This window comes from Corallococcus sp. AB045 (genome assembly GCF_003668895.1).
Lineage (GTDB): Bacteria > Myxococcota > Myxococcia > Myxococcales > Myxococcaceae > Corallococcus > Corallococcus coralloides.
Genome location: NZ_RAWN01000006.1, coordinates 17931 through 40583, shown reverse-complemented (window position 1 = coordinate 40583; position 22653 = coordinate 17931). Strand labels below are relative to the sequence as shown.

Here is a 22653-nt window from a genome sequence, read left to right as displayed (position 1 = left end):
TGTCCGTTCCGTCGATATACCTGGAAGGCATAGCATACTGCCTTGAATGGTATTGGGAGGTATGTGTGGCCCGGTTTAGGTTGGCCGGCGTCATGACGACCGTCCGCGCGTCGCGGACGTTTGCCGCACTTCTTCACATGCCACTCCATATCCAGACTCCCTACCTCCGTTCGCAAGCCGCGTCCCGCCGGCTCGGCAAGGACGTCCTTCTCAAGATCGAGGCGATGCAGCCGTCCGGCTCGTTCAAGCTGCGCGGCGTCGGTGCGGTATGCGACGCGCGGCGCGCGGCAGGCGCCCGTCGTTTCGTGTCCTCTTCGGGCGGCAACGCGGGCATTGCGGTCGCCTATTCTGGTCGCGAACTCGGCGTGCCCGTGCTCGTCGTTGTTCCGGAGAGCACCTCCGCGCGCGCACGCGACCTGATCCGTCTCGAAGGCGCGGAGTTGATCGTCCACGGAGCGTCTTGGGCGGAGGCGAACACGTTCGCGCAATCCGTGATCGGCCCGCACGACGCGTTCGTGCATCCGTTCGACGATCCAGTGCTGTGGCAGGGCCATTCAACGATGATCGACGAGATGGCGGCAGCCGGACCGAAACCGGACGCAGTCGTGCTGGCGGTTGGCGGCGGCGGGTTGCTGTGCGGTGTGCTCGAAGGGCTGGTGCGCAACGGTTGGTGCGATGTGCCGGTCGTCGCGGCCGAGACCCAAGGCGCGGACTGCTATGCGCGTTCGGTTGCCCAGGGGCGGCCCGTCGAATTGTCAGAGATTACGAGCATCGCCACGTCGCTCGGCGCGAAGCGGCCTTGCGACGCGGCGGTTGAGTGGTCGACGCGCCACGCGGTCGATAGCATCGTTGTGTCGGATGCGGCAGCAGTGGCGGCCTCACTGCGGTTTCTCGACGAACACCGGATCCTGGTGGAGCCCGCGTGCGGGGCCGCTCTGGCCGCGCTCGACGCGGCGTCGCCGACGCTTGCCGCCGCGTCACGCATCGCGGTGATCGTCTGCGGTGGCGTCACGGCTACGGTTGATCATCTGCGGGCATTGAGCAGCCGGGAGCGATGACGCAGAAAGCAGCGTTATTTCCAGGGGTTGAGGCAGGTTCGCCTCGATGGTGGAAACCTCTTCGGGGATGTCACATCCCGCGGACGACCGGTGTCTTCAGGCCGACGGCACCCGATGCCGACACCCGGAGAAGACATGACCTGGACCAGGATTCCCCCGAAGGAGCTCACCGGACTCTACGGCGCCATGGTGAAGATGTTCGCCGGCAGGATGTTCGGCCGGGTCCCCAAGTCGCTTGGCGTGATGTGGCACCACCTGCCGGTGCTCAAGGCCAGCATGGGCTTCGGGCAGAAGCTCCAGAAGTGGGACCAGTGCGACGAGAGCCTGAAGTCGTACGCGCACATGGCGGTGGCTTCGCTGGTGGGCTGCTCGTTCTGTCTGGACTTCAACTATTTCATGGCCCACAACCATGGGTTGGATGTGGCCAAGGCGCGGGAGATCCCGCGGTGGCGGGAGTCGGACGTGTTCACCTCCCTGGAGCGGGAGGTGCTGGAGTATGCCGAGGCGGTGAGCCAGACGCCCCCCACGGTGACCGACGAGAGGGTCGCGAGCCTGAGGGCGCAGATGGGGGACGCGGCGCTCATCGAGCTCACCACGGTGATCGGGTTCGCCAACCTGACGACCCGCTCCAACACCGCCCTGGGCATCGAGTCGGAGGGCTTCGCCGCTTCGTGTGGGTTGAAGCCGATGGCCCAGCCGAGCGCAAGGCTGGGGGAGGCGTCCGCGTCATGACGGCCCCGCCCGATGCGGCCCGCGCTCCGCCAGGCTCGGAGGACCTCTTCGTCACCCAGCGCAGCCTGCTCTTCACGATCGCGTACGAGATGCTCGGCTCCGCGGCCGACGCCGAGGACGTCGTGCAGGAGACCTGGCTGCGGTGGGCGGACATCGGTGATGCAGGGCGGGCGGAGGTGCGTGACCCGCGCAGCTACCTGGTCCGGATCGTCACCCGTCAGGCGCTCAACAGGCTGCGCACGCTCACCCGTCGCAAGGAGGAGTACGTCGGTGAATGGCTGCCCGAGCCGCTGCTCACCAGCCCCGACGTCGCCGAGGACCTCGCGCTCGCGGAGAGTGTCTCGATCGCGATGCTCACCGTGCTGGAGACCCTCACTCCGGCCGAGCGGGTGGTGTTCGTGCTCCGGGAGGTCTTCGACATGCCGTACGACGAGATCGCTCCGGCGCTCGACAAGACGCCCGCCGCCGTCCGGCAGATCGCCCACCGGGCGCGGGAGCACGTGGCCGCGCGTCGGCCCCGGATGCAGGTCGGCCGGGCGGAGCAAGAGGCGGTCCTGGAGCGGTTCCTGTCCGCGGTCAACTCCGGCGATTTGAAATGCCTGCTCGACGTGCTCGCCCCCGACGTGGTGCTGGTCGCCGACGGCGGCGGCGTGGTGTCGGCGGTCCGGCGCCCGATTGTCGGCGGCGATCGCGTGGCCGGGCTCCTGTCCCGCTTCCCCACGCTCGCCCCTGGCGCTCGGATCTCGACCGCATGGTTCAACGGAGCGCCCTCGCTCCGGGTCGACATCGCTGGCAACCTCGACACAGCCATCAGCGTCGTCGTCGAGAGCGGCCGGATCACCCGGATCTATGCCATGCGCAACCCGCACAAGATGGGCCGGCTCGGAGAGCACGTGACGCTGAGCCGGTAGCGGGCATGGCTCGGCGGCCCTACTCCTCGGGACGAGGACTAACTTGCATGCGTTGCTTTCTCGAAGCGGCGATCCGGCACCAGCCACATCAGCGCGGCCAGCACATAGATCGCCTCGGAAAAATACCCGTTGAAAAAGGCGCTGACGATGCCGACCAGGTAGAAGAGCGGTGAAATCCTGCCCTTGAGATCGCGCCCGACCGCCAGCGCCAGTGTCGACTTTGGGCCTTGCATCGCCACCAGGCGGCTTTGCAACAGCGTCCAGGCGAAGGCGCACATCAGGAGCACGAAGCCGTAGAGCGCCAGCGGCACGGACGAGAAATGGTTTTCGCCCATCCAGCCGGTGGCAAAGGGGATCAGCGACAGCCAGAACAACAAGTGCAGGTTCGCCCACAGCACGCCGCCGGTGACATGGTTGATGGTGTGCAGGAGATGGTGGTGGTTGTTCCAGTAGATGCCAATGTAGACGAAGCTGAGCACATAGCTGAGGAAGATGGGGATCAGTGGCCGCAGGTCGGCCAGCTCGCTGCCGTGCGGTACCTTGAGCTCCAGCACCATGATGGTGATGATGATGGCGATGACGCCGTCGCTGAACGCTTCCAGCCGGTGCTTGTCCATGCTTCCCCCCATGCTCGCTTCGAGCCCGCTGGCCCAGGATAGGCGGAATGGGGGCTTGCTCGCATGCCGGCGAGGTCAGGTCCGCTCGGCAAGACTGTTCAAGGTCTCCATGTCCTCTGCGCTCAGGGTGAGCGAGGCACTGGCGAGGTTCTCCCGGAGGTGTGTGATTGAGGACGTGCCCGGGATGAGCAGCACGTTGGGGGACCGGTGCAGGAGCCAGGCCAGCGCAACCTGCATCGGTGTCGCGCCCAGCCGCGCGGCCACGGCGTTCAGCGTGCTGGACTGCAGCGGCGTGAACCCGCCCAGCGGGTAGAACGGCACGTAGGCCGTACCGCTGGCGGCGAGCTGGTCGATCAGGGCGTCGTCACTCCGGTGCGTCAGGTTGTAGTGGTTCTGTACGCAGACGATCTCGGCGATCTTGCGACCCTCGGCGACCTGCGTCGGCGTGACGTTGCTCAAGCCGATGTGGCGGATGAGGCCGCGCTGCTGAAGCTCCGCGAGCGCGGTGAGCGGCGCCTCGATGGAGCCTTCCACCGGGCCCGCGGCGCTGAACATCGCCCGGAAGTTCACGACATCGAGCACCTCGAGCCCGAGATTGCGCAGGTTGTCGTGGACCGAGCGCTCGAGGTCCGCGGGGGAGAACGCAGGCTCCCACGAACCGTTGGGACCGCGCACCGCGCCGACCTTCGTGGCGATCAGCAGACCGTCGCGATACGGGTGCAACGCCTCTCGGATGAGCTGATTGGTCACGTGGGGGCCGTAGATGTCACTGGTGTCCAGATGGTCGACTCCCTGGGCGATGGCCTCTCGCAGCACCGCGACCGCCGCCTTGCGGTCCCTGGGCGGGCCGAAGACGCCGGGGCCGGCGAGCTGCATTGCGCCGTAACCCACGCGGCGAACGGTGTGTGTGCCGATGCGATAGCTGCCTGAGATGGGACGGTGGGTCACGGTGAGAGTCCTGGGTTGAGCGAGGTTGCCCACCTCATCTACGAAAGGAATCACTGCGCGACTACCGGTGGCAATCCGCACAGGTCGTGCGAAAATCCGCACACCGATGGATGACCTCTCTGATCTCACGGCGTTCCTGACGGTCGCCCGCGAGGGCGGGTTCCGCAGCGCTGCTCGCGTGTCGGGCACGAGCGCCTCCCGTTTGGGGGACGCGATCCGCCGCCTCGAAGCCCGTCTGGGTGTTCGCTTGCTCCACCGGAACACGCGCAGCGTGACGCCGACGGACGCGGGGGCGCGCTTGCTCGAACGGCTCGCACCGGCGCTGGGTGAAGTGCGGTCGGCCCTGGACGTGGTGAATACCTTCCGTGACCGACCCGCGGGGCGCTTGAGGCTCAATGTGCCGATCGCCGCCGCGCGCCTCATCCTCCCTCGCATCGTGCAGCCGTTCCTCGCGAAGTACCCCGACATCTCCCTGGAGGTGACCGCTGAAGAGCGTCTCATCGACGTGGTCGCGGAAGGCTATGACGCCGGAATCCGTTACGAGGAGCGCCTCGAGCAGGACATGGTAGTGGTGCCCATCGGGCCGCGCACGCAGCGCTACGCGGTGGCCGCATCGCCCGCATACCTCGATCGCCGGGGCCGGCCGAAGCATCCTCGCGAGCTGCTCGAACACGACTGCTTGCGCGGGCGCTTGCTGAGCGGACCGGTGCCTGCGTGGGAGTTTGAACGTCGTGGAGAGACGATCCATGTCGAAACCAAAGGACCGCTGCTCTTCAGCCTCAACACGAGCACCGACCTCGCCGTGGAGTCCGCGGTCGCGGGCGGTGGAATCGTCTATCTCTTGGAGGATTGGCTGCGCCCCTACCTCGACCGGGGAGAACTGGAGCCCGTGCTCGAACGGTGGTGGCCGAGCTTCTCGGGGCCCTTCCTCTACTACTCGGGTCGGAAGCACCTGCCGGTGCCGCTCCGCGCGTTCATCGACTTCATCAAGTCGACGCCGTGGAGCTGACATTCTCGGCACATCCTCCAGCCCGAGAGCTCCTGGAGGTGAATATCGCCGACGTGGCCGGTGATGTCGCGGCCATGCGGCGCCACCACGCCAAGGCTCAGCAGTCCAGCACCGACACGCGCTGATGGCACGTCAGCGCTTACCGCCCTGTGCCTTCCCACTCCGAACCACGAGTCTCCATGATGGCAAGCAAGGCCTGCTGGATCCTCTTCTCCGCCCTCTGTCTAGCCGTGGGCCTCTATCCCGGAAGCTACTTCCTCGCGGACTCGAACTTCGGGCTCCGTGCCTTGAAGAGCAGCGAGCTCCTGACCGACCCCGTCTGGAACGCGGCCTTCTACACGCACATCGCCCTGGGAGGACTCGCGCTGGCCGTCGGCTGGACCCAGTTCGTCGCGAGACTGCGACTCCATCGCCCAGGTGCACACCGGCTCCTCGGAAAGCTCTACGTCGGGGCGGTCCTGCTGAGCGGACTTGCGGGCGTCTACGTCGGCTTCTTCGCCACGGGTGGGGTCATCGCCGCGTCGGGCTTCGTCAGCCTGGGCATCGTCTGGCTCTACACCACGGCTTCCGCCTATCGGCTCATCAAGAGCCGGCGACTCGAAGAGCACCGGCTCATGATGACCTACAGCTATGCCACCTGCTTCGCGGCAGTCACGCTGAGACTCTGGATGCCTGTCCTGACCTACGCTCTGGGGGACTTCATCCCGGCCTACAGAATCGTCGCCTGGCTCTGCTGGCTCCCCAACCTCGGCGTGGCATACCTCTTCTTGCGCAGACAGCCCCAGACGAGCTCATGACGCAGCGACCGGGTTTGGGGTAGGCACAGTCTGAACGAGGACAGACCATGGAAATCCGAGCCCTCTCCGCACCCGCCTGGTCGGCGTTCAAAGCCTGGCTGCTCAAGTTACACGGCGTTCCCATCTCCCACCTCCGGCTCCTGACCGGCGGCTGTCCGGCGGAGGAGCTGCCCGCGCTCGCGAAGGAACTCAAGCGCGTGCGGGCCGACTTCAAGAAGCGCCCCAACGAGGTCTCGGCCCCCGCGGACGAGCGCCTCCGGGGGGACTACGCGGCGCTCGGTGTGCCCTGGTCCGCGTGGAGCGAGGTGGCGAGCGAGGTCCAGCGGGACCTGAAGCGCAAACGGTACGCGCGCTGGACGGGGGCGGATGCGCTCGAGTTCCCCGAGGGGCCTTCCGCCGAGGACCTGGTGACTGTCTTGTTGTTCGGAGGCGTGGAGCAGGCACGAGCCCATCTGCTGCGCCGCGCGTCGCTCGCCGCGGGCTCGCTCGAAGCGCTGTGGTGCCGCTGGCTCGCGGGTGAGCCGCTCGAACCCGAGACGCTGCGCTCGTTCGTGGGGGCCCCGGAGCAGCTCGCGGAGCCGCTCTACACTCCAGGCATCGTGGAGGTGCTGCCGCTGTTCTTCGTCGAGCCCGACCCTGCGCGCGCCGAGCGGGCGCTGGAGGTCGCCTCGGCCCAGATGAGCGCGTCCCAGTCGCAACCGTTGATGGGCTTCCTGCGCTCGCTGCTCGGCCTGTGGCGGCAGGACGCCTCGGTGGAGGAGGTGAGGGCGCGCTTCGATGCGTATGTCGCGACCGTCTCGCCCTCCGAGGTCGCCCATCTGAGCGCACCCGCCTATCTGTATGGCCGATACATCGAGGCACTCCCCCCGCACGCGCTGCTGGAGCGGGTGGGCTCGCGTCTCGAGCGCATCGCCGTGCCTGCCCGGGTTGCCGATGTCCCGCCCGTCATGGAGGCCCTCGCCGCGCTCGAGGAGTTGACGGCCATGGGCCTGGGCCTCCGCGTGGAGCAGCGGCCCGGGGATGTTCTCCTCTCTGCACAGGAGCCGGAGACTGGGGGAGGGGACGAGTTCCTGTAGCGCTGCCGTCTGCGTTACGTCGCACGCGGCGGGCCGAACCATCGGGTCAGGGCCTCATGCAGACCCTGGTCCGAGCCTTCCCCGACCCACGCGACGTGTCCGTCCGGGCGAATCAGCACCGCGATGGGCGCCGTGACCGCGCCGAGCACGGGGAGCTCCCACGCTCCCGTGTAGCGAGCAGCGACCCTCCGGACGCGGTCCTCCCAGGGCATGACGTCGAGAGTGCCGGGCTCGCCCAGGTCGAGCAGCACGGGCCGCGCGGCGTGCAACAGGTGGAACACGCGCCGGGGGCCGTCGGCGGTGACCAGGTCGAGGTCCGGCATGCGGCGCCCGAGCAGCGGGTGTCCGGTTCCCAGGTCGTAGTGGACGTCCAGCCCCGACATCATCGCCGCGTACTGCTTGCGTGGCCCGTCCATCCGCAGCAACTCCGTCAGCGTCTCGCGCACGGCGTCCATCCGCGCGTCACCGCGGCTCAGCGCGGTCTGCGCCATCGTCTTCCGCAGCGCACGGGCCGCGACGGGGTGCCGCTCGGCCTGGTACGTGTCGAGCAGGTTCTCCGGCGAGACGCCGCGCACGACCTGGGCCAGCTTCCACCCCAGGTTCACGGCATCCTGCACGCCGAGGTTGAGCCCCTGTCCACCCATGGGTGAGTGCACGTGGGCCGCGTCTCCGGCCAGGAGCACCCGCCCGTCCCGGTAGGACGCCGCCTGCCGCGTCATGTCGGTGAATCGTGAGAGGGACGTGGCGCTGGAGAGGCCGTAGTCCGTCCCGTAGAGCGCGACGAGTCCCTCGCGCAGAGCATCAAGGGTCGGCGCGTCCCCGGTGCTGACCTGCTCCTCTCTCAGCACGAGGCCCACGCGTCCGTCCTCCAGCTTGCCCATGGCGTAGGTGCCCTTCTCGTCCCGGCGGATGCCGAACTCCGGCGCTCCGGTCATCTCGACCTCGGCGATGAGGTAGCTGATGGACGCGTCCCACCCCGGGAACCCGATGCCTGCCGCCTTGCGGACGAGGCTGCGACCCCCGTCGCACCCGACGAGGTACTTCGCCCGCAACGCACGACCGTCGGACAGCGCGACGCCGACGCCGGTGTCGTCCTGCGCGAAGCCCGTCACCTCGCACCCACGGTAGATGGGCACCGCCAGCTCGCCCACCCACTCCGCCAGGATGCGCTCGAAGCGCTCCTGCAAGAGCGCGAGCCCATGGTTGTGACGCGTCGGGAAGTCGCTGAGGTCCAGAGGCGCCTGCCCGAACGCGACGTTCTGGACCGCTTGCCCTTGCGAGGTGAAGCGCTCGACGATCCCGCGTTGGTCGAGCACCTCCAGACTGCGCGCGTGCAGGCCGCGCGAGCGCGAGCCGGCGACCTCCTGACTGGCGCGCCGTTCGACGATGGCCACGTCCACCTGCGCCAACGCCAGCTCCGCCGCCAGCATCAGCCCGGTCGGGCCCCCTCCCGCAATCACCACTGCGTGCTGCGTCACCCTGTCCGCGTGCATTTCCCGGCCTCCCGCTCCTGGATCGAAACGGGTGATGGTGGAGCACGACCGGGGGGCTTGCGGCAACACCCGGGGTCTGGCATTTGCTGGCTGTGGAAAGAGCGAAGAGGGCTGCCGAGGCGAAATCGAGCCCGTGATCGAGTCAGGGTGGCCGTGTCTTGCTTTCAACCCGTCCCAGCGGGGTTGGGCTTGCCATCAACTCTTCGCACGCCACCGACGAGCCATGTCCGTGCGCGAAAACAAGGTTGCACCGAATCCACATCCCGGCGCTTCATGTCGACCGCACCCGTGTCGGGCTCCCCACGAGGAAAGTTCATGTCATCTCTGTCTTCACGATGGGCCGCCGCATTGCGCGCCGGATTGGTGGTTGGACTGGCCGCCAGCACCCTCGGCGCATGTCGCGGCGACGACCCGCCCACCAACCCGACGCCCAGCAACCCGCCAGTAGCCCGCAGCGTCACCCTCGAGACGGTGGAAGACACGCCCCTCAAGGTGGACCTGCCGGCCAGCGGCAACGGGGCACTCACCTTCACCCTCGTCGATGCACCGGACCACGGCACGGTGAGTGAGATCAGCGCCAATGGCTCCATCACCTACACCCCCAGCGCCGACTACAATGGCGAAGATGCGCTCGTCTTTCGCGCCACCAATAGCCAGGGCCAGAGCGCCCAGGGCACGGTGACCCTGACCATCACCCCGGTGAATGACGCGCCCACGCTCTCCACGGTGGCCGCCCAGACCCTCGCCGAGGACAGCTCGACCGGTGACCTGGCCTTCACCCTGGACGACGTGGAAACCCTCGCCGACGGCCTTACGGTCACCGCGACGTCCTCCAATACCAACCTGGTGCCCAACACCCCCGCGAACCTCATCTTCGGAGGCTCCAGCACCGGCCGCACCCTCAAGGTGGTTCCCGCCCCCAACGCCAGCGGCTCCACCACCATCACCCTCTCGGTGAGCGATGGCTCCGCCACCACCTCCACCACCTTCACGGTCGACGTCACCGCGGTGAACGACGTTCCCACCCTTTCCCCAGTGGCTGACCAGCGCATCCCTGCTGGCAGCGCGACCGGAGACCTGGCCTTCACCGTGGGCGACGTGGAGACCGCCGCCGACGGCCTCACGGTCATCGCCACGTCCTCCAATCCCGACCTGGTGCCCAACGCCCCCGTGAACCTCGTCTTCGGAGGCTCCGGCGCCAGCCGCACCCTCAATGTGGTTCCCGTCGCCAACGCCAGCGGCTCCACCACCATCACCCTCTCGGTGGGTGACGGCTCCGACACCACCTCCACCACCTTCACGGTCGACGTCACCCGTCCTGCGAGCCTCTACTGGATGACCGCCGCCGGCTCGCTGTGGCGGGTCGACGTGAACAGCGCGAATGCCATTGAACTCAAGACCGGCATCAGCGGGGCGTCTTCTGTCGCAACCGACCCGGTCACCCGTTCCGTCTTCTACACGCGCGACAGCGCAATCGTTCGAGTGGACGGTGATGGGGCGAACGCAGTCGATGTCGTGGCGAACGGAGGTTATCCCAGCGGGCTGGCGGTCGATTCGACGAACCGCAAGCTGTACTGGTCCGACTTCAACGGCAAGCGGGTCATGCGCGCCGAACTGGACGGCAGCAATCCCACGCAGATCGCCGGCGGAATCGATAGTCCGTCCGCCATCGCGTTCGATGCCCCGAACGGCAAGGCGTATGTCATTACCTACAACAACACCCGGATCGTGCGGTTCAATCTGGATGGCACCAACGTGGAGACCGTCGCTTCAAGCCTGGGCGGACAGGGCGTGGGCCTGGCGATCGATTCGAGCAGCGGGAAGGTGTACTACTCGTCCCGCGGCGACAGCCTCTATGTCACCAACCTGGACGGCGCCAGCCCCACCGCCCTGGTGACCCACCCGGGGGGCACGGTGCATGGGATTGCCATCGATGTCACGGCTGGGCGGCTGTATTGGGCGGATTGGCTGGGGACCGTGGTCCGGAGCGCCAATCTGGCGGACGGCGGAGATATCCAGACCGTGAACTCGGGCAGCGCCAGGAACCTGGGTCTGGCCTGGATGCCTGCGGAGTAGCCACCGCGCCCCCGCGCTCCCCGAGGTTTGATTCTCTCGGGGAGTGGGGAGCGCGCCGTGGCCTACGGATGCTTCACTTCGGCGTGACCTTGAGCACCTTGCCGTTGGTGGCGTCGGTGAGCAGGTAGAGGGCGCCGTCGGGGCCCTGCACCACCTCGCGGATGCGCGAGTCCAGGTCCTTGAGGAGGTGCTCCTCGCCCACCACGCGGTCGTTGCGCACCATGAGCCGCACCAGCGCCTTGGCGGCCAGGCCGCCGATGAACATGTCGTTCTTCCACTCGGGGAACAGGGTCCCGGAGTAGATGGTCATCCCCGAGGGGGCAATCACCGGGTCCCAGTAGTACACGGGCTGCTCCATGCCCGGAGCCTGGGTGCTCTGGTGGATGGGCGCGCCGGAGTACTCCTCGCCATACCCGATGGTGGGCCAGCCGTAGTCCTTGCCTGCCTCGGGGCGGTTCACTTCATCACCTCCCTGCGGTCCCATCTCCACCGTCCACAGCCGGTTCTGGCTGTCGAGCGCCGCGGACAGGACGTTGCGGTGACCCACCGACCAGATCTCCGGCTTCGCCTCCGGGTTGTTCAGGTACGGGTTGTCCTGGGGCACGGAGCCGTCGGGGTTGATGCGGACCACCTTGCCGAAGTGGCTCTTCACGTCCTGGGCCTGGACACGGCCCGCGAGGATGGAGCGCTCCCCGAGCGTGACGAACAGCTTGCCGTCCGGGGTGAACACCATCCGGCCCCCGGAGTGCAGCGTCGACTCGAGCGTGGGCATCATGCGGAAGATGACCTGGACGTTCTCCACGCGAGGCTTCGCTCCGTCCACGAGCCGCGCGCGCGCCACCGCCAGCCCGTTGCCGCCCTGACGGGGCTCGGAATAGGTCCAGTAGATGAGCTGGCTCTGGGCGTAGTCCGGGCCCACCTCCACGTCGAGCAGGCCGCCCTGACCGCGTGCGTCCACGGCGGGCAGGCCGCTGACGGCGGGGGACTTCGCGCCCTGCTGCGTGACGATGTAGAGCGAGCCGGTGGCCTTCTCCGTCACCAGCATGCGCTGGTCAGGCAGGAAGGCGATGGCCCAGGGGTTCCTGAAGCCCGAGGCAATCTCCGTGGTCTGGAGGGGCGTCTTCGTCTGGATGGCGGGGACGCGCGTCTGCCCGGGGAAGGCCGGATTGAACTCGGGCACGTTGGGCGGGCCCTGCGGAACCGGGGGACCGCTGGGGAGCGGATCTTCCGGAACGCCCGCGTCGTCTTCAGGGACGCCTGCGTCATTCTCCGGGACACCCGAATCATTCTCAGGGATGCCCGAGTCCTGCAGCTGGGTGCCTGAGTCCGGTGACGTGGGTTCTGGATCCTCCTGGCAGCCGACCAGGAGGGTGGCGACGATGAGGGACGTTGTCAGGATGCGCATGCGACTCACTCCAGAGGGGGAAAAGGAGGAAGAACAGAACATCGCGTTCTTTGGGTCGACTGGGAAGGGCGCGTTACGGCGGGTGGCGGTGGTGGACATCGGACTGCGCGTCTCTACACTCCGCGGGCTCTGCGACCCTTCTCGGGTCGGAAAGGACGAAGTGAAGACCATGAGGAACCCGCTCTTCGGCTGTATGGCCTCCGCGCTCATGACCCTGGCGGCGACGCCCGCGCTGGCCCAGCTCCAACTGCCGGCCCCCAGCCCCGCGGCGAAGGTGTCGCAGGCGGTCGGTGTCTCCGAAATCTCCGTCGAATATTCCAGCCCTGGCGTGAAGGGCCGGAAGGTCTGGGGAGAGCTGGTCCCCAATGACAAGGCATGGCGCAGCGGCGCCAACGCGGCGACGAAGATTACCTTCAGCCACCCGGTCACCTTCGGCGACAAGGCCGTCCCGGCCGGTTCCTACACCATCGTCAGCCTGCCCTCGCAGAAGGGCTGGAAGGTGATGCTGAATACGGACCTGGGCCTGTGGCGGGGCGGCGCGCCCTATGACGCCTCCAAGGACGTGGCTTCGGTGAGCGCCACCACCACGGAGATTCCGGCGCGCGAGCGCCTGACGTACCTCTTCACCGACACCACGGACACCGGCACGCGGCTGGACCTGGAGTGGGAGAAGCTGCGCGTCTCCGTGCCCATCACGGTGGACACCGCCGCCTTCGCGAAGGCCAACATCGAGCAGGCGGAGAAGGACGCGGCCAGCATGCACACGAGCGCGGCCAACTACCTGGCGGGCACCGCGAAGGACCCTGCCGCCGCGCTGAAGCACGCCGACGCGGCCGTGGCCGCCAACCCCACGTGGTACGCCCATTGGACTCGCGCGAGCGTCCTGTCGCAGATGGGCCGGTACGCCGAGGCCCGCAAGGCCGCGCAGACCGCGTGGGACCTGGGGCAGAAGGACAAGAACTTCTTCTCCCGGGACCAGGTCTCCAAGGCCCTGGCGGAGTGGAAGAACAAGAAGTAGCCCGCTTTCGCTCCCGGGGCTCCTCAGCGACGGAGGGGCCCCGTCAGGAGCCGGCGGTAGAGCGCCTCGTAGCGGTCGATGGCGGGTTCCATCTGGAAGTGCTCCAGGACCCGCGCCCGCGCGCGGCGTGAGAAGCCCTGCCAGCGCTTCGTGTCCTCGACCAGCGTGAGCACGTGCCGGACCATGGCGGGGACATCCCCCAGCGGCGCCAGGAGGCCCGTCTCTCCGTGCGTGACGAGCTCTGGGATTCCACCCAGGTCACTGGCCACCACGGGAATGCCGCAGCTCAGCGCCTCCAGCGCGGCCAGCCCGAAGCTCTCCTGCTCGCTGGGGAGCAGGAAGACGTCGGAGGCGGCGACCAGCTCCTCGAAGCGGTCCTGCTTGCCGAGGAACGCGACGCGGCCCTCCAGGCCCATCTCCCGCAGCATCCGCTCCGCGGGCGAGCGCTCCGGACCGTCTCCCACCATCACCAACCGGCAGGGACGGCGGCGGTGGACCTCCGTGAAGATGGCGACCACGTCGGCGATGCGCTTCACCGGCCGGAAGTTGGAGACGTGGATGAGCACCGGCTCGTGGTCCTGCAGGTCCGGGAAGAGCGCGCGCAGGCAGGCGCGGTCTCGCACCGGGGCGTAGCGCGCGGTGTCCGCGAAGTTGGCGATGACGTCGATGGGGACACTCTCGGGGATGTCGAAGCCCTGCCACGTCGCGCGGCGCAGGTAGGCCGACGGCACCGTCACCGCGTCGCTGCGCATGATGGAGAAGCGCGTAATCGGCAGGTAGCTGGGGTCGATTCCCACCAGCGTGGTGTCCGTCCCGTGCAGCGTGGTGACGACGCGCGGCGCCCTGGGGCCCAGCACCTCGCGCGCCATCCACGCGGCGGTGGCGTGCGGCACCGCGTAGTGGACGTGCAGGATGTCCAGGCGCTCGTAGCTGGCGACTTCAATCATCTTGGAGGCCAGCGCGATGGGATAGGTGCTGGACTGCTGGAGCGCCGGGTAGTCGCTCTCCGTCACCTCGTGGAAGACGACCTTCCGGTTCGTGCCATGGAGCCGGACCGGCAGGTCCCGGGCGATGAAGTGGACGCGGTGGCCCCGGTCCGCCATCGCGAGGCCAATCTCCGTGGCGACCATGCCGCTGCCACCGAAGGTCGGAAAGCAGGTGATGGCCACGTTGAGCGGGGCGTTCATGTGCGCGCAGGGAAGAACAGGGGCCGGGCGAAGCTATTCCTGCGGAAGTGGTCGAGCGGGTCGGCCAGTCCCAGCGCCTCGCGGAGGATGTAGGGCTCGCCGTGGGTGACACCAATCTGCGCGCCATGGAAGCGGTCCCGGGCTTCCAGCGAGGACAGCGACAGCGGTGAGCCCACCAGCGTGGGCGGGGCGTCCGGGCGGGGCATCACCTGGCTGGCGTAGCAGTGCACCGCCGCCAGCTTTCGCTCGTAGACGGCGGACACGTCGATGATGACGCCAGGCTCGGCCAGGTGCCGCAGCGGGTAGTAGAGGACCTGCCGAGGCGTGAAGGGCTCCGCGGCGGGTTGCGCGTCGAACTTGCGCACGCCCGCGAAGAAGAGGGCGCGCGTCACCAGCGCGCTGGCCGCCTCGTGGTCCGGGTGTCGCTCCTGCTCCCAGGGCACGACGACCAGCTCCGGACGCAGGCGGCGCAGCGCCTCCACCACGCGGGCCACGGCGGCGGTGCGGGCGCGCTCGGGCTCGGGCGTGTCGAAGCCCGCCCACGGATTGAGCCAGCCGTCGGGCAGCTCCAGGTTCTCCCGGTGGGCCAGCCCCAGCGCGCGGGTGGCGGCTTCTGTCTCCTCCGCGCGGGACTGCGGCGTGCCGCGCGAGCTCTTCTCGCCGCGCGTCAGGTCGACGATGCCGGTGCGGTAGCCGCGGGCGGCCATGCTCGCCATCAGCCCGCCGCAGAACAGCTCCACGTCATCCGGGTGGGGGCCAAAGGCGAGGACGTCGATGTTGTAGGCGGTGCCGGTCGCGCTCATGGCGTCAGGTCCTTTGAGTCACCGGAGAAGGGGACACACGCGTCCAGCACCTGCTTCGTGAAGGCACGCATCCCGATGCGGCAGGCGAAGTAGGGCAGCCCCAGGACACGCTCCTGGGGCGCGTCCTCCGGGAAGAGGAGCGTGCGCAGGCGGTCCACCTGTTCGGCCGCCGTGGCATCGCGCCGGGCGAGCGCGCGGCGGTAGCGGCCCGTCAGGCGGGACACCGCGACCCGCACCGTGCCCTGGGTGCGGCGCAGCGCGTCCTGGAGGCTCGCGTCCACCGCCGACACCTGTCCGGCGACGCGCTCCAGCTCGGAGGAGAATGCGCCGAAGAGGCGGGCCTCCAGGGACTCGGGCGTCTCCAGCGACTCCGGGGCATTGCGCGTGGCCAGCCGCGTGAGCAGCGTGTCGCGCGGCGCGTTCACCTCATCCGGCTGGAGCCCCACCTTGCCCAGCCACCGGCGCGCGCGGTCATCGAGCACGCGGAAGCGGGCCCGGGGAATGGCGAGCGGCATCGGCTGGCCCGCGTGGGCGTAGAGCGGCGCCAGCTGCGCGAAGTAGGCCAGCTCGCCCGGGCCGCCGACATACGCCGCCGTGGGGAGCCAGGTGTCCTGGAGGAGGGGGCGCAGCAGCGCGGATGTGGTGAAGCGCAGCGGTTCACGCTCCAGGGCGGCGTGCAGCGCGTCCTGGGGGATGGCGCTGCCTTCCGGGTGGCCCACCAGACTCCAGGCGCCTGCTTCCGCCGGGTCCAGCCGGTAGCGCGGGCCATCGAGCGCATCCGGTGAGAAGAAGCTGAGCGGCGAGCCGGGGCGGACATGGACCTGCACCGCGTAGCCCGCGCGGGTGAGCGCCTCCGCACGGGCCGCGAGCGCCGCGGAGAGTGTCCCCGCTTCCTGGAGGGCGAAGCGATGCACGGGCGCGGCCAGGGGCGCCAGCCGTGCGTCTCTCGGGTCGAGGAAGACCAGGCCCTCGTCGGCGAAGAGGGACGACAGCACGTCGGTGAAGGCTTGCGCGAGCGTGGCCTCGGGACGGTAGGCCTGCTCCAGCAGGGAGAGGAACTCCGCCGCGTGGGGTTCTGCTCCCAGCTCGGCGCGGAGGGTGGCCAGGGCGGGGATGACGCTCGGGCCCAGGTGTCGGTGGGCAATGGGCGCTCGAGACGTTGCCGCATCCGGAAGCTCGAGCGCCAGGCGACAGGGCCCTCCGCCCGGACGTGGGATGACACAGTGGTCAATCTCCGGAAGGTCGTGGTCCTCCGTCTGGAGCCAGAAGATGGGAACACAGGGCCGGCCGGTTTCTTCCCGGAGCGCGCGCGCCGTGACGATGGCGGACGCGGCTTTGTAGAGCGTGTACAGCGGGCCCAGGAAGAGGCCCATCTGCTGGCCCGTCACCACCACCACGGTGCCGGGCCGCGCGAGCTGCGCGAGGTTTTGCTCCCGAGCGGGACTCGGCGCGAGGCGCGCGTTCTGCGCGGCGAGGACGTCCAGCAGCGCGGGCGACACCGTGCGCGACGCGGCGGCGGCCACGGCCCGGGCGCGCGCTTCACGGTGCCGATAGTCATCCGAAAGGAAGGAGAGCGCGGACGCATCTCCGCGAAGCCACGCGGTCGAGAACGAGGACGTCACGGCTTGCGGTGATAACAGGTCGTGGCGGGCCCGCCACCGGAAGTGCGTGCTCGCACGTCGCGTCCGGACGTGACGGCGGGCGTCATCCCGGAATGAATGCGGACCGCGCGGGTTGGTATAGGGTCCGTCCGGATGCGGAACCTGCTCCTCGGAATGATGCTGGCCATGAGCCTTGGATTCGGGTCGACGGCGGTGGCGCGGCCTGCTCGGCAGCTCCACGCGGGTGAAATCGCGGCGGGCCTGAAGCGGCTCGGAGTGACGGGCAGTGTGCTCTATGTCGCGGCCCACCCGGACGACGAGAACACGCGCCTGCTCGCGTGGCTGGTGGGAGAACGCGGCCTGCGCACGGGTTACCTGTCCGTGACGCGCGGGGATGGTGGGCAGAACCTCATCGGCACGGAGCAGGGCGCCCTGCTCGGACTCATCCGCACGCACGAGCTGCTCGCCGCGCGGAGCGTGGATGGCGCGGAGCAGTTGTTCACGCGGGCGCGGGACTTCGGTTATTCGAAGAGCGCGGAAGAGGCGCTGCGCATCTGGGGACATGAAGCGGTGCTGGCGGATGTGGTGCTCGCCATCCGGCGCTTCCAGCCGGACGTCATCATCACCCGCTTCACCACGGAGCCGCCGAACCACGGCCACCACACGGCCTCCGCGCTGCTGGCGGCGGAGGCCTTCATCGCCGCCGCCGACCCGAAGCGCTTTCCCGAGCAGTTGTCCGAGGTGAAGCCGTGGAAGGCGGACCGCCTGCTGCAGAACGCCTCCTCGTGGTCGTTCAAGCCCGGTGAGGACCTGTCCCGCTACGTGAAGCTGGAGGTGGGCGGCTACGACGCGTTGCTCGGGCGTTCGTGGGGCGAGGTGGCCGCGGAGAGCCGCAGCCAGCACAAGAGCCAGGGCTTCGGCCAGGCCGCGGACCGGGGTCCCAGCGCCGAGTACTTCACGCCGCTGGCGGGGACGCTTCCGAAGCGCGACGTGTTCGAGGGGCTCGACTTCTCCTGGAAGCGTTGGACGGGCTCGGAGGCCGTGTCCCGCGCGGTGGCCGCCGCGACGAAGTCTTTCGATGCGCGTGCCCCCCACCGCTCCCTGCCCGCGCTCGTCCGCGTCCACGAGGCGCTGACCGCGCTGCCGGACACCCACCCCTGGAAGGCGCCCAAGCTGCGTGAGGTGGAGGCGCTCATCGCCAACTGCGCGGGGCTGTTCCTGGAGGTGCGTGCCGCCGCGCCCACCGGCATCCCGGGGCTGCCCGTGGCGCTGGACGTGGTGGCGCTGAACCGCTCGCCCGCCGCCGTCGAGTGGGTGGGGCTGACGCTGCCCGGCGAGAAACCCGAGGCCGTGGGGAAGGCGCTGGGCGCGAACGTGCCCCTGAAGCTGTCGCGCACGGTGACGCTGCCGGCGACGGCGCCCATCTCCACGCCCTACTGGCTCCGGGAGCCTGTCACCGGAGGGCTCTACACGCTCAAGGGCGAGGACCGCGCGCTCACCGGCCAGCCGGAGGGCGTTCCCGCGCTGTCGGTGGCGTTCGAGTACCAGGTCGCGGGCCGGCGCTTCCGCGCGGTGCGCCCGGTGGTCCACGCCTGGACGGATCCGGTGCGCGGCGAGCTCTACCGTGACTTCGAGGTCGTCCCGCCCGTCACCGCCACGCTGGCGCAGGACGTACTCATGTTCCCCAATGGCGAGTCCCGTGCCGTGCCGGTGGTGCTGGCCGCGGGGATGGACCCGGTGCCGGGCACGGTGCGGATGGTGGCGCCGCCCGGCTGGCGTGTGGAGCCCGCGTCGATCGAGTTCAAGCTCGCGGCACACGGAGACGAGCGCACCGTCACCTTCCAGGTGACGCCGCCCCCGGGCTCGACGCAGGAGGGAGTCCTCTCCGTGGAGGTCGACGTGGGGGACCGCGCCTGGTCGTGGAGTGCCCTCTCCGTGTCCCATCCCCACATCCCGCCGTTGACGGTGCGCCAGCCCTCCACGGCCAAGGTGGTGCCGTTCTCCCTGGCCATGAAGGGCAAGCGCATTGGCTACATCCCCGGCCCGGGCGACCGCGTCGCGGAGAGCCTGAGCGCGGTGGGCTACGAGGTGACGCTGCTTCCCGAGGAGCGGCTGGACCGGGAGAAGCTGGAGCGCTTCGACGCCATCCTCGTGGGCGTGCGCGCCTTCAACGCCAACACGCACCTGGCCGTCCACCGGGAGCGGCTGCTCCAGTACGTGGAAGGCGGCGGGCGGCTGGTGGTGCAGTACAACACCAACAGCCGCGTGGGGCCGCTCACGTCCTTCGTCGGGCCCTATCCGCTGGAGATTGGCCGCGACCGGGTGACGGATGAGACGGCGGTGATGACGCCGCTGCGCGCCAATGAACCGCTGCTGCGCGCGCCCAATGCGCTGACGGCCGCGGACTTCGAGGGCTGGGTGCAGGAGCGTGGCCTCTACTTCGCGTCGTCGTGGGACGCTCGCTATCAGCCCGTGTTCGCCATGAACGACGCTGGCGAGGCGCCACTCCAGGGCGCGCTGCTGGTCGCTCGTCATGGCAAGGGCACCTTCATCTACACGGGCCTCGCCTTCTTCCGTCAGCTCCCCGCCGGGGTTCCCGGCGCCTACCGCCTGTTGGCCAACATCCTTTCTCAATGAACACCGCTCCCCAACTGACCCCTCGTGAGCCCGCCGAAGCCGCCCCCGCGCGCCGGCCGGAGCTCGATGACGCGCCGCCGCTGCTGGGCTCCTGGCGCAACATCTACATCCTGGTGCTGGGCGCCTTCGTGCTGTTCGTCGCCGTGTTCTGGGGGCTCACCGAGGCGTACGCGTGACGGGGCTCGACTGGCTGGTTTTGGGCGGGACGATTGCGTTCATCGTGGTGTGGGGCCTCTGGAAGTCCCGAGGGATGGCCACCAGCGACGAGTACATGCGTGGAGGCCGTGAGCTGCGGTGGCCCACCATTGGCCTGGCCGTCATGGCCACGCAGGCAAGCGCCGTCACCTTCCTCTCCGTCCCCGGGCAGGCCTACGAGGACGGGATGCGCTTCGTGCAGTTCTACTTCGGCCTGCCGATCGCGATGGTCATCATCAGCGCTGTCTTCGTGCCCATCTACTACCGGCTGAACGTCATCACCGCGTACGAGTACCTGGAGTCACGATTCGACCTGAAGACGCGGCTCTTGGGCGCCTTCCTCTTCCTCATCCAGCGCGGGCTGGCCGCGGGCATCACCATCTACGCGCCGGCCATCATCCTCTCCACCATCCTCGGTTGGCCGCTGGAGCCCACGGTCATCGTCATGGGCGCGCTCGTCATCCTCTACACGGTGACGGGAGGCTCCAGGGCGGTGAGCCAGACGCAGAAGCAGCAGATGGTGGTGATGATGGGCGGCATGGTGGTGGCCGCCGCGGTCATCCTCTGGCGCCTGCCGGAGCACGTGTCGTTCGGCAAGGCGGTGGACGTCGCCGGCGCGTTCGGCCGGATGAACGTGGTGAGCTTCGACTTCGACATGCAGGACCGCTACAACTTCTGGTCCGGCATCACGGGAGGTCTGTTCCTGTCACTGTCGTACTTCGGCACGGACCAGTCCCAGGTGGGCCGCTACCTGACGGGCCGCTCCATCTCCGAGAGCCGGCTGGGGCTGCTCTTCAACGGCGTGCTGAAGATCCCGATGCAGTTCTTCATCCTCTTCGTCGGGATTCTCGTCTTCGTCTTCTACCAGTTCAGCACGCCGCCGCTGCTCTTCAACGACGCGCTGCGCACCCGCGTGCAGGGCACGGCGCAGGCGGCCGAATACGCCGAGCTTGAAGCGAAGTGGGAGCAGGTCCAGTCCGGCAAGCGCGCGGAGGTGGAGCGCTACCTGTCGGCCGTCGAGTCGGGCGACGTGGCGGCCGGCGAGGCGTCACGGGCGCTGCTCCAGGGCGCGCAGCAGCAGGCGAGCGAGGTCCGCAAGGAGGCCAAGGCCATGGTGGCGCGCGCGCTTCCGGGCGCGGAGACGAAGGACTCGGACTACATCTTCATCGCCTTCGTGAAGCGCTGGTTGCCCAGCGGGCTGTTCGGGTTGCTTATCGCCGTCATCCTGTCCGCGGCCATGAGCTCCATCTCCAGCGAGCTGGCGGCGTTGGGGACCACCACGACGGTGGACTTCTACCGGCGGGTGTTCCGGCCCGGCGCCTCGGACCGGCATGTCCTGGTGGCGTCCAAGCTGTTCACCGTGTTCTGGGGGCTGGTCGCGGTGGCCTTCGCGACCTTCGCTTCGCTGCTGGACAACCTCATCCAGGCCATCAACATCCTGGGCTCCATCTTCTACGGCACGGTGCTGGGCCTCTTCCTGGTGGCCTTCTTCGTGAAACGCGTGCGCGGCCATGCCGTGTTCGCGGCGGCCGTCATTTCCCAGGCGACGGTGATTGTCCTCTTCTTCCTCTCCGACGTGGGCTACCTCTGGTTCAACGTCATCGGCTGTGCGCTGGTGGTGGTGCTGAGCCTGGTGATGCAGGGCGTCCTGCCGCGCGGCGAGACGCCGGCCCCGGTGACGGGGGCCTGAGGCCGCAGGGGGCTGGGCGCATGAATCGGATGAGGGTGTTGGCGATGGGAGTTGCTGTCCTCCTTGCCGGAGCGGCAGTGGCCGTGGGGGTGCTTCGAGGCCGCTCAGTGGAAGAGCAATCCATCGACGCAGAGCCAGACGAGGACGACTTTGCCTCCGACCTGGAGGAGCGCCCGAAGTGCTGGGTGAAGGTGAAGTCCTCGGAGCCGGGAAAGTGCCCTGGCGGCGTGGGGCAAGTCCACAAGGGGGCAGTGCTACCTGCCCAACTGGGCTGAGTGCGCGAAGTACCTCTGAAGGGCTGGCCCATACGCGTGGGGGGCAGGGCCCGGAGCACGGAGCCAAGGTGATAGAGTTACGAGAGGTCTTCGGGCTCCACCTCAATACGCGCCGGTAGGGACCGGTTGGCGCTGGCGCATGACGCGGTGAAGGACGTGCCATGTCTTTGAATGCCTACGAGCTATCTGCTGGTCTGTTTGTCCGCGGGCTGACCAACTTGAAAACGCAGTTGACGAAGGCCGAAGCCCATGCCGCTGCCAGTGGCATCGGTGAAGCGGCGTTGCTGGATGCGCAACTCGCTGCGGAAGGGCGCACGCGCGGCGTTGCGAGTGACGTGCCAGCGGACCTGCACATGTACACGCTTGCCGCTCAAGTCCACTGGGCCGCGGAGGGAGCCAGGTTGGCGATCGCGCAGTTGCTGGGTGCGCCACGGGTGCCGGCCGCGAACGATGCAAAGAGCTTCGCGGATCTACACCAGCGGCTCGATGCGACGATCGCGTATCTCCGAGAGATCGCGCCAGGCGACCTCGAAGCCGGCCTCGAACGAGAGATCGTGATCGAGCACCGCCGTGGCTCGATGCGCTCCAGTGGCCACCAGTTTCTGATCGCATTCGCGATCCCCCACTTCTTCTATCACGTGACCACTGCCTACGGCATCTTGCGCAACCAGGGCGTGCGACTCACCATGGGCGACTTTCTGGGCAACTGGGGGCAGTGACCCGTCAGCGGGTTCGAGCAGTGACGCCTATGTCTTCGAGGGATCCTCTTCACGTTCCGGCATGGGCCGTCGCTCTGCCCAGGCCAGCAACTCGTCAAGGGCCGGGCACAGGGACTGGCCCCAGTCGGTCAGGTGGTACTCGACCTTCGGTGGGACCTGGGCGTGCACGGTGCGCGCGACGATGCCGTCCTGCTCCAGCTGCCGGAGCTGCTGGCTGAGCATCTTCTGCGAGACGGCGGGAATGGCGCGCTCGAGGTCAGAGAAACGCAGCGTATTCCCGCCGAAGAGATGGAAGAGGATGACCAGCTTCCAGCGGCCTTCGAGCATCTGGATGGCGCCCTCGATGCCGCTGGCCGCAGTCATGGGCGTGTGATGGTCATGCTTACCCAAAAGTATGTACCCCACT

20 protein-coding genes are annotated in these 22653 nt (G+C 68.5%); 12 read left to right on the top strand and 8 right to left on the bottom strand.

The window, feature by feature from the left end; genetic code table 11:
- The first annotated feature begins 92 nt into the window (after positions 1-92).
- From D7Y21_RS02510 to D7Y21_RS02500, 3 genes are all read left to right on the top strand, one after another.
- Positions 93-1058 carry a pyridoxal-phosphate dependent enzyme gene (locus D7Y21_RS02510; RefSeq protein ID WP_233611934.1) on the top strand — a complete coding sequence of 322 codons (966 nt, stop codon included), beginning with the start codon at positions 93-95 and terminating at the stop codon, positions 1056-1058.
- Between the two features lie 135 nt (positions 1059-1193).
- Positions 1194-1790: a carboxymuconolactone decarboxylase family protein gene (locus D7Y21_RS02505; RefSeq protein ID WP_121710994.1), complete on the top strand. Its 597-nt coding sequence runs from the start codon at positions 1194-1196 to the stop codon at positions 1788-1790.
- Positions 1787-2701 (top strand): RNA polymerase sigma-70 factor, encoded by a 915-nt coding sequence (locus D7Y21_RS02500; RefSeq protein ID WP_121710992.1) that lies wholly within the window; start codon positions 1787-1789, stop codon positions 2699-2701. The genes D7Y21_RS02505 and D7Y21_RS02500 overlap by 4 nt, the downstream gene beginning before the upstream one ends.
- A gap of 38 nt (positions 2702-2739) precedes the next feature.
- On the opposite strand, the gene D7Y21_RS02495 is transcribed toward D7Y21_RS02500, so the two are convergent.
- Together D7Y21_RS02495 and D7Y21_RS02490 are read right to left on the bottom strand one after the other, a co-directional pair.
- Positions 2740-3318, bottom strand: coding sequence for a TMEM175 family protein (locus D7Y21_RS02495; RefSeq protein ID WP_233611932.1), 579 nt, complete (start codon positions 3316-3318; stop codon positions 2740-2742).
- A gap of 75 nt (positions 3319-3393) precedes the next feature.
- Positions 3394-4266, bottom strand: coding sequence for an aldo/keto reductase family oxidoreductase (locus D7Y21_RS02490; RefSeq protein WP_121710988.1), 873 nt, complete (start codon positions 4264-4266; stop codon positions 3394-3396).
- A gap of 106 nt (positions 4267-4372) precedes the next feature.
- Here D7Y21_RS02490 and D7Y21_RS02485 point away from each other — a divergent pair, with 106 nt between their 5' ends.
- From D7Y21_RS02485 to D7Y21_RS02475, 3 genes are all read left to right on the top strand, one after another.
- Positions 4373-5275, top strand: a complete 903-nt coding sequence (locus D7Y21_RS02485) for a LysR family transcriptional regulator (RefSeq protein WP_121710986.1) — start codon at positions 4373-4375, stop codon at positions 5273-5275.
- A 179-nt stretch (positions 5276-5454) separates the two neighbouring features.
- Positions 5455-6072: a DUF2306 domain-containing protein gene (locus D7Y21_RS02480; protein WP_233611930.1), complete on the top strand. Its 618-nt coding sequence runs from the start codon at positions 5455-5457 to the stop codon at positions 6070-6072.
- Positions 6073-6119: 47 nt separating this feature from the next.
- Positions 6120-7148 (top strand): hypothetical protein, encoded by a 1029-nt coding sequence (locus D7Y21_RS02475; RefSeq protein WP_121710985.1) that lies wholly within the window; start codon positions 6120-6122, stop codon positions 7146-7148.
- A gap of 14 nt (positions 7149-7162) precedes the next feature.
- Here the strand turns inward: D7Y21_RS02475 and D7Y21_RS02470 are convergent, their stop codons facing one another.
- Positions 7163-8641 (bottom strand): FAD-dependent monooxygenase, encoded by a 1479-nt coding sequence (locus D7Y21_RS02470; protein ID WP_121710983.1) that lies wholly within the window; start codon positions 8639-8641, stop codon positions 7163-7165.
- Positions 8642-8956: 315 nt separating this feature from the next.
- Between D7Y21_RS02470 and D7Y21_RS02465 the strand changes: the two genes are divergently transcribed.
- On the top strand, positions 8957-10717 hold the full coding sequence (locus D7Y21_RS02465; protein ID WP_121710981.1) for an Ig-like domain-containing protein: 1761 nt from the start codon (positions 8957-8959) through the stop codon (positions 10715-10717).
- 73 nt (positions 10718-10790) lie between these two features.
- Here the strand turns inward: D7Y21_RS02465 and D7Y21_RS02460 are convergent, their stop codons facing one another.
- A complete protein-coding gene (locus D7Y21_RS02460) occupies positions 10791-12122 on the bottom strand; it encodes a PQQ-dependent sugar dehydrogenase (RefSeq protein WP_121710979.1) in 1332 nt (443 codons plus the stop codon).
- A 160-nt stretch (positions 12123-12282) separates the two neighbouring features.
- On the opposite strand from D7Y21_RS02460, the gene D7Y21_RS02455 reads away from it, so the two are divergent.
- Entirely contained in the window at positions 12283-13140 is an 858-nt protein-coding gene (locus D7Y21_RS02455) for a DUF2911 domain-containing protein (RefSeq protein ID WP_120565037.1), read from the top strand.
- 23 nt (positions 13141-13163) lie between these two features.
- Here the strand turns inward: D7Y21_RS02455 and bshA are convergent, their stop codons facing one another.
- From bshA to bshC, 3 genes are read right to left on the bottom strand one after another with little or no spacing between them, the layout of a single operon-like run.
- Complete coding sequence (gene bshA / locus D7Y21_RS02450; RefSeq protein ID WP_121710976.1) at positions 13164-14327, bottom strand: N-acetyl-alpha-D-glucosaminyl L-malate synthase BshA; 1164 nt, start codon at positions 14325-14327, stop codon at positions 13164-13166.
- Positions 14324-15130, bottom strand: a complete 807-nt coding sequence (gene bshB1 / locus D7Y21_RS02445) for a bacillithiol biosynthesis deacetylase BshB1 (RefSeq protein ID WP_121710974.1) — start codon at positions 15128-15130, stop codon at positions 14324-14326. The genes bshA and bshB1 overlap by 4 nt, the downstream gene beginning before the upstream one ends.
- A complete protein-coding gene (bshC, locus tag D7Y21_RS02440) occupies positions 15127-16752 on the bottom strand; it encodes a bacillithiol biosynthesis cysteine-adding enzyme BshC (RefSeq protein WP_121710972.1) in 1626 nt (541 codons plus the stop codon). The genes bshB1 and bshC overlap by 4 nt, the downstream gene beginning before the upstream one ends.
- A gap of 132 nt (positions 16753-16884) precedes the next feature.
- Here bshC and D7Y21_RS02435 point away from each other — a divergent pair, with 132 nt between their 5' ends.
- The 4 genes from D7Y21_RS02435 (at position 16885) to D7Y21_RS02415 (ending at position 22247) form a co-directional block, all read left to right on the top strand.
- Positions 16885-19368 (top strand): PIG-L family deacetylase, encoded by a 2484-nt coding sequence (locus tag D7Y21_RS02435; RefSeq protein WP_121710970.1) that lies wholly within the window; start codon positions 16885-16887, stop codon positions 19366-19368.
- Positions 19365-19544: a hypothetical protein gene (locus D7Y21_RS02430; RefSeq protein WP_120565032.1), complete on the top strand. Its 180-nt coding sequence runs from the start codon at positions 19365-19367 to the stop codon at positions 19542-19544. Before D7Y21_RS02435 ends, D7Y21_RS02430 begins: the two co-directional genes overlap by 4 nt.
- Positions 19541-21253, top strand: coding sequence for a sodium:solute symporter (locus tag D7Y21_RS02425; RefSeq protein ID WP_121710968.1), 1713 nt, complete (start codon positions 19541-19543; stop codon positions 21251-21253). Before D7Y21_RS02430 ends, D7Y21_RS02425 begins: the two co-directional genes overlap by 4 nt.
- A 436-nt stretch (positions 21254-21689) precedes the next feature.
- Positions 21690-22247, top strand: coding sequence for a DUF1993 domain-containing protein (locus D7Y21_RS02415; protein ID WP_121710964.1), 558 nt, complete (start codon positions 21690-21692; stop codon positions 22245-22247).
- A gap of 27 nt (positions 22248-22274) precedes the next feature.
- On the opposite strand, the gene D7Y21_RS02410 is transcribed toward D7Y21_RS02415, so the two are convergent.
- Positions 22275-22610: a helix-turn-helix domain-containing protein gene (locus D7Y21_RS02410; protein ID WP_121710962.1), complete on the bottom strand. Its 336-nt coding sequence runs from the start codon at positions 22608-22610 to the stop codon at positions 22275-22277.
- Positions 22611-22653 lie beyond the last annotated feature (43 nt).